This is a genomic window from Tardiphaga sp. OK246 (genome assembly GCF_900188215.1).
In the GTDB taxonomy this organism is placed as follows: Bacteria; Pseudomonadota; Alphaproteobacteria; order Rhizobiales; family Xanthobacteraceae; genus Tardiphaga; species Tardiphaga robiniae.
Map to the genome: position 1 here is coordinate 1,494,174 of NZ_FZOX01000001.1, position 14,206 is coordinate 1,508,379.

Annotated in this window: 16 protein-coding genes; 12 read left to right on the top strand and 4 right to left on the bottom strand. The window is 60.7% G+C overall.

Translation table 11 applies throughout. From position 1 onward, the window contains the following. The first annotated feature begins 40 nt into the window (after positions 1-40). The 9 genes from CHC01_RS07220 to CHC01_RS07260 are packed head-to-tail and all read left to right on the top strand — an operon-like array spanning position 41 to position 6,662. Positions 41-853, top strand: a complete 813-nt coding sequence (locus CHC01_RS07220; protein ID WP_089263536.1) for an outer membrane beta-barrel protein — start codon at positions 41-43, stop codon at positions 851-853. Between the two features lie 23 nt (positions 854-876). Beyond that, the gene (locus CHC01_RS07225) at positions 877-1,125 is read left to right on the top strand and encodes a hypothetical protein (RefSeq protein ID WP_089263537.1); all 249 of its coding nucleotides are present in this window, start codon (positions 877-879) and stop codon (positions 1,123-1,125) included. A gap of 10 nt (positions 1,126-1,135) precedes the next feature. Beyond that, a complete protein-coding gene (locus CHC01_RS07230; RefSeq protein ID WP_141137053.1) occupies positions 1,136-1,675 on the top strand; it encodes a Na+/H+ antiporter subunit E in 540 nt (179 codons plus the stop codon). After that, complete coding sequence (locus CHC01_RS07235) at positions 1,668-1,943, top strand: MrpF/PhaF family protein (protein ID WP_089263539.1); 276 nt, start codon at positions 1,668-1,670, stop codon at positions 1,941-1,943. The genes CHC01_RS07230 and CHC01_RS07235 overlap by 8 nt, the downstream gene beginning before the upstream one ends. 7 nt (positions 1,944-1,950) lie before the next feature. Further along, positions 1,951-2,244 carry a monovalent cation/H(+) antiporter subunit G gene (locus CHC01_RS07240; protein ID WP_089263540.1) on the top strand — a complete coding sequence of 98 codons (294 nt, stop codon included), beginning with the start codon at positions 1,951-1,953 and terminating at the stop codon, positions 2,242-2,244. Next, a complete protein-coding gene (locus tag CHC01_RS07245; RefSeq protein ID WP_089263541.1) occupies positions 2,241-3,182 on the top strand; it encodes a hydrogenase subunit MbhD domain-containing protein in 942 nt (313 codons plus the stop codon). The genes CHC01_RS07240 and CHC01_RS07245 overlap by 4 nt, the downstream gene beginning before the upstream one ends. Beyond that, positions 3,179-3,511 (top strand): NADH-quinone oxidoreductase subunit K, encoded by a 333-nt coding sequence (locus tag CHC01_RS07250; protein WP_089263542.1) that lies wholly within the window; start codon positions 3,179-3,181, stop codon positions 3,509-3,511. The genes CHC01_RS07245 and CHC01_RS07250 overlap by 4 nt, the downstream gene beginning before the upstream one ends. Then, a complete protein-coding gene (locus CHC01_RS07255; RefSeq protein WP_176454509.1) occupies positions 3,511-5,034 on the top strand; it encodes a complex I subunit 5 family protein in 1,524 nt (507 codons plus the stop codon). The genes CHC01_RS07250 and CHC01_RS07255 overlap by 1 nt, the downstream gene beginning before the upstream one ends. Further along, positions 5,031-6,662, top strand: coding sequence for a proton-conducting transporter transmembrane domain-containing protein (locus CHC01_RS07260; protein ID WP_089263544.1), 1,632 nt, complete (start codon positions 5,031-5,033; stop codon positions 6,660-6,662). The genes CHC01_RS07255 and CHC01_RS07260 overlap by 4 nt, the downstream gene beginning before the upstream one ends. Positions 6,663-6,707: 45 nt before the next feature. Here the strand turns inward: CHC01_RS07260 and CHC01_RS07265 are convergent, their stop codons facing one another. After that, positions 6,708-7,241 carry a tellurite resistance TerB family protein gene (locus CHC01_RS07265; RefSeq protein ID WP_244558235.1) on the bottom strand — a complete coding sequence of 178 codons (534 nt, stop codon included), beginning with the start codon at positions 7,239-7,241 and terminating at the stop codon, positions 6,708-6,710. Between the two features lie 244 nt (positions 7,242-7,485). Between CHC01_RS07265 and CHC01_RS07270 the strand changes: the two genes are divergently transcribed. Continuing rightward, positions 7,486-8,061: a DUF992 domain-containing protein gene (locus CHC01_RS07270; RefSeq protein WP_349633092.1), complete on the top strand. Its 576-nt coding sequence runs from the start codon at positions 7,486-7,488 to the stop codon at positions 8,059-8,061. Positions 8,062-8,086: 25 nt separating this feature from the next. Here the strand turns inward: CHC01_RS07270 and CHC01_RS07275 are convergent, their stop codons facing one another. Then, positions 8,087-9,529, bottom strand: a complete 1,443-nt coding sequence (locus CHC01_RS07275; protein ID WP_089263545.1) for an alpha/beta hydrolase — start codon at positions 9,527-9,529, stop codon at positions 8,087-8,089. 207 nt (positions 9,530-9,736) lie between these two features. Further along, the gene (locus CHC01_RS33440) at positions 9,737-10,051 is read right to left on the bottom strand and encodes a DUF6894 family protein (RefSeq protein ID WP_089263546.1); all 315 of its coding nucleotides are present in this window, start codon (positions 10,049-10,051) and stop codon (positions 9,737-9,739) included. Positions 10,052-10,120: 69 nt separating this feature from the next. Here CHC01_RS33440 and CHC01_RS33445 point away from each other — a divergent pair, with 69 nt between their 5' ends. Both CHC01_RS33445 and CHC01_RS33450 read left to right on the top strand, forming a co-directional pair. Further along, complete coding sequence (locus tag CHC01_RS33445; protein ID WP_089263547.1) at positions 10,121-10,405, top strand: YMGG-like glycine zipper-containing protein; 285 nt, start codon at positions 10,121-10,123, stop codon at positions 10,403-10,405. Between the two features lie 160 nt (positions 10,406-10,565). Further along, entirely contained in the window at positions 10,566-10,784 is a 219-nt protein-coding gene (locus tag CHC01_RS33450; protein ID WP_089263548.1) for a DUF3551 domain-containing protein, read from the top strand. Between the two features lie 401 nt (positions 10,785-11,185). Here CHC01_RS33450 and CHC01_RS07295 read toward each other — a convergent pair whose 3' ends face one another. Next, positions 11,186-14,194 (bottom strand): autotransporter family protein, encoded by a 3,009-nt coding sequence (locus CHC01_RS07295; RefSeq protein ID WP_089263549.1) that lies wholly within the window; start codon positions 14,192-14,194, stop codon positions 11,186-11,188. Positions 14,195-14,206 lie beyond the last annotated feature (12 nt).

Below are 14,206 nucleotides of genomic sequence, written 5' to 3' on the forward strand. Positions count from 1 at the left end.
ACCATCGACCGACGGAGAGTAATTGTCTGGGGAGTGTGCAATGCGTGGATCCGGAATTGTCCTGGCAGCAACAAGCATCCTTTATGCCAGCGGGGCAGTAGCTGCCGACATAGATCTGACCGAGCTCAGAAAGGTCGAATACACGTCGATGAGCCCGACATGGAGCGTTGTTGGATCCCTATCGCCCACCTACACGGCCAATGCCCTGTTTTCGCGCGACGACCGGCGGGGGGATTTTTACTATGAGCCCGATGTGAGCTTGCGGCTGGACGGCAAACTTGCGCCGGATCTGTCCTACCGTATTTTTGCACGTGCTCAGTTTGAGGCATTTTCTAGAGAACACGACGGCAATGCCGCCATCGCGCGTCTGGGCGCGCGGCTGACGAAGAATCTGTATGGCTGGAGAATAAGCGCCACCTACGAAAACAGATATGACTACGACGGCGTGTTTCGCGATCTCGCCTTCACCTCCCACGACGTCACCGGCGCTATCGCGCGCGATTTCAGCTTCGACAATGTCACGCTCTCGCCGCTCCTCCAGCTCACTTATCGTTTCTCCGATCTCGCCGAGGCCAGGCGCTGGCGTGCCGATGCGCTGCTTGGCATCGAGGTCGAGCTGAATTCGAAATGGTCGATCGTCAGCACGCCTTTCATCGAAGCGTTCTGGTTTACAGACGGCTTGAACCGCGACCGGCAGGACCAGATCTATTCGGCGTCACTCGGCCTGAAATACAACATCGCCAGCAACGTATCGCTCACCACGAACGTCATCTACGAGGCGCGAAACTCAAACGTGGCGCTGCGACACTATAGAGACTGGCTGATCGGCCCACGGCTCGATTTCGCGTTTTAGCGATCAGGACACAAGAGGGGATCATGCGGAATTCGATTGTGGCGGCAGGTACCGCTATTCTCTTCATCTGTACGGCATTTGCCGCCAGCGCGGAGCCACGCGATTCCGTCGAGCGCGGCGACCGGATGGACCGGGATGCCTTGCGGGACGACGTGCGCATCGATCGTCTGAAGATTCCGCAGCACCCGATCGTCGTCGAGGAGCCCCAGCAGCCCGTTTACAATACGAAGAGCAAGCAGAAATCAAAGCGGAGCACGGACAGCAGTCGTTAGGGTGGCTTCAATGAATTTGATCAAGGCCGGCAATATTGGCGAGGCGAGTCCGGCGAGGTGGTCGGATGCCATCGGCAGTGCCGTGATCCGCGCTATCGGCTTTTTCTGCTTCTGGCTGATACTGACGCGCGGCGATCCCGGCGATGTGGGGCCCGGTCTGATTGCGGTTGCCGCAGCGACCTGGGCAAGCCTCAAGCTGCTGCCTGCCGAACAGTGGGGCTTCCGCCCGATCAAGTTTGCCGGATTCGTCCTGCACTTCCTCCGTCAGTCGATTGTCGCGGGAGCGGACGTTGCGCTGCGGGCGCTTCACCCACGACTGCCGCTGCAGCCGGGCTTCGTCACCTACCGGGCGCAGCAGCCGCCGGGCAGGAAGCGAAATACGTTTTGCGCGATCATGAGCCTGATGCCGGGTACGCTTCCGTGCGGAACGTCGAATGACGGCAGTCTGGCGATTCATTGTCTCGATGTGACGCTGCCCGTCGTCGAACAATTGTCGATGGAGGAAACCCTGTGCATGGGGGCGCTCGGAAGCGCGAAATCCGATGCCTAGCCTGCTGTTGGGTGCTTCGGTCTTTGTGCTGCTGACGGTGGCGCTGGGCCTGTTCGCCATTCTTCGGCGATCGGCCGATGTGGACCGCCTGATGGCCGTCCAACTGCTGGGCACGGGAGGAGTCGCCATCCTCCTTCTGCTCGCGGTCGCAACCGAGACGCCGCCTGTCATGGATGTTGCCGTGATGCTCGCGCTGTTCGCGGCGTTTGCGGCCGTCGCATTCGTCAGAGACGCGTCCGGCGCGTCATCCGAAGCCAGAGGGGAGTGAGGCGCGCATGAGCTTCGTCATGAATATCCTGACCATTTGCGCGGTCTCCGCAGGAGCGCTGTTCTTCCTTGCGGGCACGGTGGGTCTGTTGCGTTTCCCGGATACGCTGACGCGTCTGCACGCCCTGACCAAGGTTGATAATCTCGGTCTTGGCCTGATCGTTCTGGGGTTGCTGCCGCAGACGAGTAGCCTGCTGTTCGCGGTCAAATTGGTGATCGTCTGGCTGCTCGTCCAGTTGTCCGGGGCGGTCGTCACCCAATTGATCGCCGGTGCGGTACGCCACCACGGAGCGGACGGATGAGCATCGCCTCCGTCTTCGATATTGCTCTCGTTGCGCTGATCCTGACGATCGGTGCTTCGGCCATCCTTGTGCGCACGGCGTTTGCTGCAGTTGTCATGTTCGTTGTCTATGGGCTGCTCTTGTCCATGGCATGGGTCCGGCTCCACGCCGTTGATGTGGCGCTGACAGAGGCCGCGATCGGCGGCGGCATGACCGGCCTGTTGCTGCTCGGCGCCGTCGCGCGTTCCCGGTCCGTGAATGTCGACAGTGTAAGGGTTGGTTATCCGCTGCGCCTTGCCGCAGGTGCATTGTGTGCGCTGGTCGTGGCGGGTCTTGCCATTCCCATTCTCCATCCGCCGGCGCCCGTTCCGACGCTCGCACCGATGGTGATGGAAAACCTGCCGCAAAGTGGTCTCGGCAACCCCGTCGCCGGCGTGCTGTTCGTGTTCCGCGCGCTCGACACACTGCTCGAAAAGGTGGTTCTGCTGCTCGCTTTGCTCGGGGTCTGGTCGCTGGCGCCGGATCATGCCTGGGGTGGAATGCCCGGCTTGCAGGTTTACGCAAAGCCCGATCCTACATTGATCTTTCTCGCTCAGCTTTTGCCGCCGGTGGGAATCGTGTTCGGAATCTATATGTGCTGGGTCGGAGCGAAGGATGCTGGTGGTGCCTTTCAGGGCGGCACGGTGCTGGCCGCGATGTGGCTACTTGTCATTGTCGCGGGATTACAGCGGGCCCCTGCGATCGGTCGGCTCTGGCTACGTGTTCTGCTTGTCACCGGACCCGTGCTGTTCCTTGTCATTGGCCTGGCTGGATGGGTATTTGCCGACGCATTTCTGGCTTACCCGGCGGGCTACGCCAAACCGCTGATTGTCGTCGTGGAGGCCGCTCTCACGCTGTCGATCGCTGTGGCGCTTGGCATGCTGGCCGCAGGACCGCCGGTACGGGCGCAGCAGCAATGAACGCGGCAACGCTGTTCGGCTTGTGTGGCGCAGCACTGGTGGGCATCGGACTGTACGGGTTCATCACGAATCCCGAACCGCTACGCAAGATCCTCGCATTCAATTTGCTTGGGAGCGGAGTGTTTCTGCTGTTCGGCATTATCGCTAGGCGGGCGGCGGCGGCCGGGCTCGGCGGTGACCCGGTCCCTCAGGCGATGGTGATCACCGCAATTGTCGTCGCCTTCGCGGCGACGGCCATGGCTATCGCGCTCGTGCAGCGTCTTTGGGATGAGACCGACCGCGCCTCGATCGGTTCCGACAGTTCTGAAACCGCCGAGGAAAAATCCTGATGCCGGCTGCAACGGCGCTTGAGGCGACAACTGCCGGCGGGGCGCTTCTTGTTCTGGCCATCGTATTGCCGGTTGTCGGCATCCTGCTGTCGTTTGTCCTTGGCGGGCGGCACGCCGGAAGAATTGCCGCGCTTCTGTTGCCCGCCAGTCTCGGCGTGGCATGCATTGTCTTCCTGAAAGTATGGCAAAGCGAAAAGTCGCTGAGCTACGTTGTGGGTAATTGGAAGCCCCCGCTCGGCATCACGCTGCGCGCCGACGGACTTTCAGTCGCGATGATGGTGGCCATGGCCATCGTGATCTGTCTCATCGGCGTGTTTGCGCATGCGAATTTCGACAGTCGCGCAGCGTCCGCTGAAACCCGCGCGCCGATGGTATTCTGGGTCATGCTCATGGCGATCTCGGGCGCGATGAACATGATCTTTCTCGGCGGCGATCTGTTCACGCTATATGTTGCGCTTGAGCTGCTGACCTTCGCTGCGGTTCCGCTGGTCTGTCTCGATGGCCGCGCAGAGACCTTACAGGCGGCATTGCGGTATCTGCTCTTCGCGCTGCTGGGCTCGATCCTCTACCTGGTCGGAACGGCCTTGCTGTATGGCAGCTATGGGACCCTCGACATCGTCCTGATGTCGCAACGCGTGCAGATCGAGCCGGCGACGCTCGCTGCCGCCGCGCTGATGACGGTGGGGCTGTTCGCCAAAACCGCGCTCTTTCCACTGCATCTCTGGCTTCCCCCGGCGCATGCCGGCGCACCGGCGGCGGCAAGCGCGGTTCTGTCAGCCGTCGTGGTGAAGGGATCGTTCTTTCTCATTGTGCGGCTCTGGTTCGACGCTGTGCCGGGACTCTTGAGTGTGGCTGCCGGTCAACTCATTGGGGCACTGGGGGCGTCAGCAATTATCTGCGGCAACATTGTCGCGCTCCGACAGAAACGGCTCAAGCTGCTGATCGCCTATTCGACGGTCGCGCAGATCGGCTATCTGTTTCTGATGTTTCCGCTCGCTGCCGACCCGTTGCATCTCCAGTATGGCGATGCCCTGACGGGCGGCATGCTTCAGGCCATCTCGCACGCGACCGCCAAGGCAGCCATGTTCATGGCTGCCGGACTTGTCTATGCCGCCCTTGGACATGACCAGATCTCGGAGCTTGGCGGGATCGCGCGCGCACTTCCCATGACGATGTTTGCCTTCGGCCTCGGTGGCCTATGCCTCATCGGCTTGCCGCCAACGGGTGGTTTTCTGGCAAAGTGGCTCTTGCTGGAGGCGACGATTGCAACGGCGCAGTGGTGGTGGGCAATCGTGATCATCGCAGGAGGGCTGCTCACGAGCGCATATATCTTCATCGTGCTGTCGCGGGCGATGGGCCCACCAAGCGCGCCGCTGACATTGCACGCCGCGGTGCCGAAGTATCAGGAAGTGGCGGCGCTGGGGCTGGCATTGCTCTCGGTTCTGCTGGGGCTCGTGGCGCTCGGTCCGATCGATGTATTGCAAGTTGGTCGTCCGGAGGCGCCGATGGCTTGGCAGCGATGATAGAGGCATATCCCTTGCTGGCTTTCGCCTTGCTCTTTCCGCTCGGGATGCTGCTGGCTTGCCTCTGGCCAATGGCATTACTGCGAATGCCTTCATATCTGGCGTTTGCTCCGATTCCTGCATTTGTGGCCGTGCTCCTTGTCTCCGACGATTCCCCGCTTGTCGTCGGCCCCGCCCGTCTGCATTTGACTTTCGCCCTTGATCTCCCCGGGGCACTGCTGCTCGGCGTTGCCGCGCTGCTATGGATCATGGCCGGGGCCTATGCGTCACCGTATCTGCAGGGCAAGCCGAATCGCGGGCGGTTCGCCGTGTGCTGGCTCACCGCATTGACGGGTTGCATCGGCGTCTTTCTCGCTGCCGACATGGTGGGTTTCTATTTGTTTTTGGCGATGCTGACGCTTGGCGCCTGTGGCCTCATCATCCAGCATGAAACGACCGATGCGTGGCGGGCCGGCGCGCTCTATATCGGCCTCGGATTGCTGGCGGAGACATTGCTGCTCATCGCCTTCGTGCTGCTCGCGGCGGATATTCCCGGCAACGGGCTGTTAATCGGCGATGCCGCCGCCGCACTCCCGACGTCGCCGCACCGCGACCTGATCATCAGCCTGTTGATCGCAGGTTTTGGCATGAAGGCTGGCCTTGTTCCATTTCACGTCTGGATGCCACGGGCCTATGCGGCCGCGCCGGCGCCGGCTGCCGCCGTTCTGAGTGGTGCAGCCGTCAAGGCAAGCATCCTCGGAATGATCCGCTTTCTCCCCCTCGATACGGCACTGCCCCACGCAGGAACGTTACTCGCAGCTGCGGGCCTGTTCGCGGCGCTCTACGGGGTGGTGATTGGAATGACGCAACGCAGGCCCAAGGTTGTGCTGGCTTATTCGAGCGTCAGCCAGATGGGATTCATCGTGGCCGTCATTGGCATGGGCATGATCGCCGGAGATGGCCGCGCTGCACTGGCGGCGATCTTCTATTCTGCGAACCACGTTCTGGTCAAAGGCGCGCTGTTTCTCTCCGTCGGTGTGATCGCCGCGACCGGTCGCCGATATCTGCTGCCCATCCTTCTCCCTGTGGCGATCATCGCAGTCGGCCTTGGCGGCCTTCCGCTGACGGGCGGTGCGCTGGCAAAAATCGTGGTCGATGGACCGCTCGGAGACGGGGCCGCCAACACGGTTGCAACGCTGTCCGCTGTCGGCACGACGCTGCTCATGCTGCAGTTCGTCCGAGGCCTGGTGACGACGGTGTCGACAGATCAGGAGGCGACAGCGGCGCCGGGCTTGTTCTGGCCATGGCTGTCGACCGCCGTAGCGTCGCTCATCGTACCGTGGGCGCTATTCCTCGCGGTCCCCGAAGGAATGTTGCCCAATCCTTTGGCGCCCGAACTGCTGTGGAAGGCCCTGTTTCCAGTTTTGTTGGGCGCCATATTGGCGGCAGTGCTGTGGCGCTGGGTGCGGCGGCTACCCCATATTCCCGAGGGAGATATTGTCGTCGTTCTGGACAGGTGTGTGAAGATTGCTCCTGCCTGGGGCAGGACCATCGAGCAAGCGGAAGGCACGCTTCGCCAATGGCATGTCGCGGGAATTTCACTGCTCGCGTTGACGGTGGCTCTTGGAGCGGCACTGTTGGCCCAGTGAGCATGCCGAACAATCGACATCGCTATGGATGCGATGTTCGTGTCGTCAGGCTGACATCGCGGCCAAATTCTTTATGCCAGCGACGACGCGCTGTCGAAGTTCGACCCGCTGCCGGGACGATACACCCAGAAGGTCTGCCGCACGCCAGATCAGATTCTCTTCAAATTCGTTCACCCGCTGATCCGCGTAAACGATCTCCCACATCAGTTGAACGATCCGTCGACGTCCATCGTCATCGAGCAACTCGTTGAGTTGCCGGGTAAAGCGATAAAGATCGACCGCGCTACGAGCGACTGCATCTGCATCAACGAGAAGCTGAACCGTAGCCGCGTCATCCAGCCCATAATGCGATCTGAAAATGGCATGCAATCTGACGCGCCTGATATCCGATAGCTCGCTATCGACGGTGGCAACGCGGATGAGCAATGCCGCGGTCACGATGAGAAGCTCTCTCTGCTCGACGTTTTTCCGTTGATTGGCGTCTTCCATCGCACGCGAGATGAACGCCTTGATTGATCCAAACATCACCCGACCATTCTCTTCAGAGACAACGACGACGGCGCTCTTGCGGCCGGCCATCCGGGCCCGCGATATCTGGGAACTTTCAGGAGCGGTCGCCTGAGCTGAAGATGGCGTTTGTCCATCGGCGCCGCCACTTTCTTACCGAATTTTAAAGTTTCCGGATTCGGCCAAAAGCGAGGCAAAGCAGCCGTAGTTGTGGCGCTCCGACCTCTGCGCATGACCTGGAATTTTCCGCGGGGACAGGCGTTGCTGCGCGTACCTGAATCCAGATCAATGTTCCCCGGCAATCCGGGTACTCATCATGACCTCTTCAGGGTTTTTCCCGATTAACTATTGCGTGCTGACGGCTAGCCTCGTCCGGCAGAAGCCTGGTTATTTTGTCGCGGTTTCGAGAGGGAAGCAAATGTTCAGCATTCGCATATTGACCGTGGCATGCGCCTTCCTGATCCCGCAGATGCTATCCGCACCGGCTCACGCGCAACAGCTTTTCCGCGTCGGCGGACTGACATGCAGCACCGGTCCGAGAGTCGGGCTGGTTCTAGGCTCACGCCAGGAGATGCAATGTGTCTTCCTGTCGACCGTGGCTGCACGGCAATACAGCTACAGAGGCACGATCAGGCGGGTTGGCCTCGATGTTGGTGTCACGCGCGGGGGAACGCTGTTCTGGGGTGTCTTTGCGCGCAACAGTAATATCGGCCGCGGTACGTTGAGAGGCAGCTATGTCGGGGCAAGCGGAAATGTTGCCATCGGCCTGGGTCTTGGCGCCAATGTTCTCGTCGGCGGATCACGCCGTACGATCACGCTGCAGCCGCTCTCTGTCGAGGGCCAGATCGGATTGAATCTGGCACTAGGCATATCCAATCTCGTTCTTCGATAGTCGGCATTTATCATCGGTCATCGCTTTATCGGGCGGGTTGGGCGGTCTTTGCGGGGGTGAGAATGCTCTCACCGATCCGGCCGACCATATAGGGGAAGAACGGGTTTGATGACGCCCGCATCAGCGAGTCGAGGCTGGCGATCAGCACATTGCGTTCGCCGCGCGGCGCCAGGGTACCGAGGTTCTCGCCAAAATCCTCGGACTTGTCCGGCTCCGCCCCATAGAGAGAATCGCTGACCGGAAATGGCAGCGCCACATGCGACAGCGAATAGAAGCCCCGTGGATAGTTCAGGCCGAGCGGGCGGGAATGCTCGTCGACGGTGCCGGCCTCGGTCACACGCTCGATCACGTCGTCATTATTGTCACCGGAATTGGTAATGACGGCGAGGCGGTAGCGCCGCGGGCCGGCAGGTACAATGCGTGCCAGCGCGGTATCGGTGCTGGTGCGGAGCAGCGGGCCAAATCGGGCGGTGCGGTTGACGTCGAACAGAACGAGTTCGCTCCCATTGGCCGGCAGATGGGCATAGAGATCGGAGACGATGGCCCGCGTGCTGACGGTGAAATCCATCAGCGACTGGAATGTCAGGATGGGTGGAAACCGGTCCAGTCTGCCTTCACCCGCATAGCGCGCGAGCCTCCGTTGCAGAGCCCTGGTCAGAAGATGCGATTGACGCGCGCCGTTCACCGGGAATGAATTGTACTTGAAGGGATTGAACTCCGGAACGACATCGAGCCATGCGGCCTTGGCGAAGGCGGGCAGAATTGCCGGAAATCCCGCGAGGCCGGCAAACCGTGCAAAACTGGTGATACCCACCATCGGCGAGATCAGTATCAGGCGGTCGGGTCGCGACAGTTTTTCGTCGTCGATGGCATCCAGCGCATACATGATGGCCAGTGCACCGCCATTGGAAAATCCCACCAGATGCAGCGGCACGGGCGAATCCACGCGCTTCTTCACTTCCCGCACTGCGAGCCGCGTGGCAGCCATCCAGTCTTCCCACGCGATATCGGTCAGTGCGGCCGGAACCGTGCCATGTGCCGGCAGCCTGGGCACGATCGCCAGGAAGCCCTGATCGCGGTAGAAGCGCGCAATATGGCGCTGGCTATAGGGAGAATCCGTCAGGCCATGAAGAAGCACGACCGCCCCGACCGGCTTCCTCTTCGGCTCCAGCACAAAGGAGCGGTTGAAATCCTGCACGAAATGCGGGGGATAGACCGGGCTGCCTTCGAAGTACCGATTGGGTGGCACACGTTCTGTCGCATCGAGCTTCTGCGATACCTCGCGCTGGACCTCGTCGAAAAGCTCTGCCTCGGCCGCCATGTATTGCGCCCAGTCGGCAGTATCCAGCTTGCTCGCATGGAGCTCATGCGGAACGTAGGTATGCCATGTCTCGAGTGGCAGGCCGCGCTGCGAATCGTAGATGCGGACAGCGAAGATCGTCATCAGCGCGATGCCGAAAAACGCCATCAGGATCTTTGCAAATCTGAAGATTCTGGCCCGCACGACCGAACCCCGTAAATGACGACGTGGTGCAGGATAGCCCGGAAAAACTGAGACGCGACGGGAGATATAGGGGAAAGCACCTGAGCGGGTATCGGGCTTTACCCTGATACTCGGCAACTTCTTCGGCGACGTCCCGATCCGCATATGCAACGGCAGCCAGATGCGAAGCCGTCAGTTGGCCCGGCATCTGAAGATCCGGTTGCCGTTCTCGTCGAGAACGAACACCAGGCTGGACCTGCAAAGCGCGCCTGCCTTGCTCAATTCCGTAGCAAGGGCGCGAGCCTGCGTGATCGCAAGCTTCGGATTTGAATGGCGGCTTCCGACCTCATCGGGAAAAACTTTCGGCCCGTCCAGGATATGGAAAAAGTATCGCATCGCGCTCCAATAATTCGGAAGAGCCGCGTGTCCCAGTGAATAATTAGTAAGGCGCTGACACATGCGATGGCGCGTCATGTGCGCCGACCAAGGGTTTTCCCCGATAGCCATGGCTCTGGATGTGCATTTCAAATCGGAACGCGTGCGGGGGCCACAGCATCAATTGTCAGGGAGTTACGCATGCGAAGGATCTCAGCCTTGCTCGTTCTACTCGCGCTGTCTGCAGTGGTTCCGCTGGCGGATGCGCTTGCCCAAAGCGCAGCAGGACGCGGCGCAGTGTCCGGTGCCATCATTGGCGGCGCCGTCGGTGGGCGACGCGGCGCGGCCATAGGCGCTGCCACCGGAGCGGCCGTGGGGAGTCACAGGCGGCATTGGCATAACCGGTATTACTGGCGCCATGGTCGTTGCTGGGTCCGCACATCGAGCGGAAGATCCCACCCGGTATCGCATCGCTATTGCAGGTGAGCGATACGATTGCACCGTTGCGCCTGCGATAGCCATTCCAGCGCATCACGATCTTTCGCTGCGATCGCAGGGGTGATTCCGCGGCTCGGATCAGGTCAACACCCGATATCGTGATGCAATCGCGTCATCCATTATTCCGACGATTGAAAAGGAGGATGCGATGCAGAACCTGAAGAAGCGTTTCTTATTGTCCCTGCTTGTTTCCACGATCGTAGCGAGCGCGAGCATGGTATTCGTCACCACGCAGAGCGAAGCCAAGGGGAGGGCGTGGTGCGCCAAATCACAGTCGCGGGGCACCGATTGTAGTTATGACACGATCGACCAATGCCGTGCAGCGGTCAGCGGAACAGGTGCCTCCTGTCGCAAGCGCGTCCGTTAAGGCGCCTTGTCGTCATTGAAATGGCGCTCCATTGACCCGTCGCCGATCAACGGAGTCTCCATATACAAACGAAGCGGCGGCCTCCGACGGAGGCCGCGTAGCTCTGTGAGCCCTCCGCCCTGGTCGGCGACATCAGCGTTCTGCGTCACAGCAGAAGCGCGCGAAAACTAAGTCGATCTTTGGTTGGACCTGCGTGATCGTCTCGCCGGCGATGGGAGGCGGAAGTGCCCTCGAATGAGGAGGCGACCCTTGCCGGCGACATTTCCCCAGTAAACCAGCAACTCAGGCGGCGAGTGGTACTCTGCGATCTCATGGACCGTCTGGTCGCCGGGGGCGGAGCACAATCATCCATCGCCCTTCACTCATGATGAGTCGGGCTCTCGGAGGCGGGCGTCGAATATTCACCAGCTAAAATTGGCTCCAAACTTGCCGTTGTATGCGTAGCTCTTTCCTTCGAAGCGAGATTGATACGAAACACTGGCGAACAGAGTGGCATTCGAGGTCACCCGGCCGCTGACGCCGGCGTTCAATTCGCCCCACGTGCCGTTGAGTGTGGCTTGAAAAGGGGTGAAGCCGGTATCGGACGAAAACTCGGTCAGAGGATTTCCGCGAAATTCGTGCCAGAGGCTTGGGCGGATCCAAGCAGTTAAACGACGGCGGCTCGCATCGTCACCGATGCTCCAATCACGCCCAATACGGGCGCCGATCCGGCTTGCTAACGAATCAACTTTGTCGAAGCGAACTTGGGCGCCGACGTCACGGCTGCCGGCGAGATCAATCGCCTGATAGGCGATCTGGACCTGCGGCTCGATGAAAAATCCGTGGCGCAAGTTGATCGGATAGCCTGCCTCGACCGATCCGCCGATACCCGCCCCGTCGGTGGTGAGCGAGGTTAGCCCACGATTGGCGTTGCTGGTCACGTCGTACCAGGTGCCCTGCAGCACAGTGTCGAAATACCAACCAGTCGCGCCAAAGTGGGTCCAGTAACCGCCGAGAGTGTAGCCCTTGACGTCACTTTCGCCGGTGATGCCGTCATAATGAGTAACTCGCCCGTAGGCCCCGCCGAGAGCAAAATATAAACCGAGATGATCCCGGCTGCCGTTGCTGTGTTCGCGGCGCACAAAGTCTTGGCCAGCCTGAAGGCCAAGGAAGTTATATGTGTACTGCGGACCGGTGCCGTAAATGCCGCGCGCGTCCCCGTCGCGTCGCCCGGTCATGCCGATAAAGCGGCCCCAGCCTCCGATGAAGGGCGCATCGGCGTTCGGCTCAGTGCGTCCACCGACGTCCTCCCGGTTGCCTGCGCGCTCGTGGAACGTATCAAGGAGGTTCCGTCCGTAGAGCAGGGCCATCGCAGGCACCGCAGCATAGAGGGAGGTCTCCGGCCGGAAGTTCGGCACCGGCGGTTGCGGTGCTGGTCCCGGCGGCGACGGGCATACCGCTGCGTTGGGGGCCAGACTACAATCGAGCGTCGAGCGGAGATACCATGCTTGCGAGTTGCTACCATCTACACTGCTGCGATGGAGCGTATATTCGAAGGGGCCAGCCACGACCGGTCCAGCGAGCTTGAATGCAACCGGCGCCGTCGTGCCGCCGTTGGTCGTGTCGACGACAAGGATGCCGTTGCCTACAGTCAGCTCGCCGCCGCCACCTGCGTTTGTTACGCGCAACGACGTATCACCCGTTGCGGTCCCGCCGTTGATCGCGAGCCTGTCGGATGGCGCACCATCCGTGTCGAGGAACGTATTCAATCCGATGGTTCCGCCGACGCCCGTATAGTTGATGGCGCTCAGCGTCTTGAACGCCCCGCCCGACGGCGGTGCAAAATCGATCAAGCTCGACGTGTTGCTAAGATTGGAAACGTTGGAGTTGCCGGTCACCTTCCATGTCGTTGCATTTTGCAATGTCACATTTGACGTGCTTCCCGCGTCCGTCACCGCTGCGCCGGTAAGTGTCGAAGATGCTGCTATCAAGTTCAGCGTTCCATTGGCAACGACTTCCAGGAGATTCGGATTTCCGGCGAGGGAGGAGCCAAGGAATGTTGCATTCAGCGTCGTGCCGGAGGTCCGGATACCTGCGCCCTGGGCTGAACTGAGTGTGCTGTTTGAAATCTGCGCAATACTGGCCCCCGCATCGTAGGCCGAAGAATACAGCGCGGCGCCGCCCGCACCGGAAACGGTCAGGGTGCTGTCGTTCAGCGCAAGGCTGCTTCCGCCGCGGACGCTCGCACCATGAGATCCGGTTCCGGATGTTCTGACTGTCACACCGTTCGCAGTGAGAGTTGAGCCGGTTGGACTGGCAGAAGGCGTTGCGGCGTCGTCGAGCAATATCAGTGCTGTCGGAACCGCCGGCGTGGCCGATAGAGTCGAAAGCAACCCGACCGAAAAAAGACCTGCCGCCGATGTGCCTGTGGTTGTGACTGTTCCGCCGTTCAAGATGAGCTGGCCACCAAATTGCGCGCTTGCGCCAATTCCACTGGCCCCGCTCGTGACCACCGTGGCATTGGTTGCAGTCAACGTACTTCCCAATGTCGCCAGCAGGCCGAACGATGAGGCTCCGGAGGTTGTGAACGTCCCTCCTGTGACTGCGACGGAGCCGGCATTGTCGGCCCTGGCTCCGTGCGAGTTGTCGCCAATCGTCGTGACCGCAAGATTGTCGAGTGTCATGCTTCCGTAAAACCCGTTGGCGCCGCTGGCCGTTGGGCCACTTGTACGGATAATGATATTTGCCGCATCAATCGTGGCGGTACTGTCGATGGTGATGAGGGCGTCGGCGCCGCTGCCGGTGGTTGTGATCGAGCCTCCATTGAGAGCGATATGCCCAGCTGCATTCGCCCGCGCTCCGTAGCCAGCGCCCCCGGTCGTGTTGATGGTCACGTTGGTCGCGCTTATCATCGCGTTGGCTTGGGTGGCAAAAAGACCATAGGCCATACTGCCAGCTGTCGTGACCGAAACGCCGGCAAGGTTTACGGTCCCACCCTGTGCCGCTTCGACGCCGTAGGCGTTGCTACCTGTCGTGAAGACGGTGGTGTCGGTCGCATTGACGATCGAGTTGATCCCCGTTGCGAACAGACCCACTCCGCCTCCGCCGGTGGTCGAAACGGACGAGCCGCTGAAGAGCGTGATACTGCCGCCGCTCTGCGCGTATGCCGCGTGGGAGGCTGAGCCCCCTGTGATCACACTCAGCGGGCTGAAGCTATCGATGATTCCATTGTTGAGTGCGTAGAGCCCGTAGCCTGCCGTGGGCGCCAACACGCCCGTGTTGATCGTTCCACTCGCGTTCTGCGTGGTGCCGTTCGCGACGACCTGCTGGGCATTTGCAGTGCAGCAATCCAGCAGATCTGATACTGAAATAACAACCAGACTGAACGCGGTCGTCCCTAAGTATTTTCGCATGATGACTTCTCCGATCACCAGGCGGTCTTC